Genomic DNA, 403 nt, shown 5'->3' with positions numbered 1-403 from the left:
CTAAAGAAGCGGTTGACCACTTGGTAAACACTTTTTCCAATGGAAATCCTTATCGCATTGATACTTCAAAAGCATTTATTGGTGGTGTTTCGGCTGGCGCGGTTTCAGCTATGTTTATTACGTATTTAGATAGTTTGCAGCAATTGCCACTACAATATCAACAATGGATTATTGAAGCCAATGGCACAAACGCAGATTCTATTTTGCGTCATAAGTTTGACCACATCAGACCAAAAGCGACGATTAGTATTTCCGGAGCCTTATTAGATACAAGCTGGATGGTTCCAAATGGAATTGAGTTGTTATTAAATCACGGCTCTGCAGATCCGATTGTGCCGTATAATTATGGACAACCATTTAGTATTACAACCTTACCTTATTTATTTGGTGGAAAAGCGATGAG

At 38.7% G+C, this 403-nt stretch carries 1 protein-coding gene; it reads left to right on the top strand.

The genetic code is table 11. The features are described from left to right. Nucleotides 1–403: hypothetical protein (locus VG566_RS20430; protein WP_423172733.1), on the top strand; the 403-nt coding region annotated here is incomplete at both ends.

It is taken from the genome of Stenotrophomonas sp. CASM114, assembly GCF_049384325.1.
Classification (GTDB): domain Bacteria; phylum Pseudomonadota; class Gammaproteobacteria; order Xanthomonadales; family Xanthomonadaceae; genus Stenotrophomonas; species Stenotrophomonas muris.
Note: the sequence above shows the minus strand (reverse complement) of the source record. Positions and strands in the feature narration are given on the sequence as shown.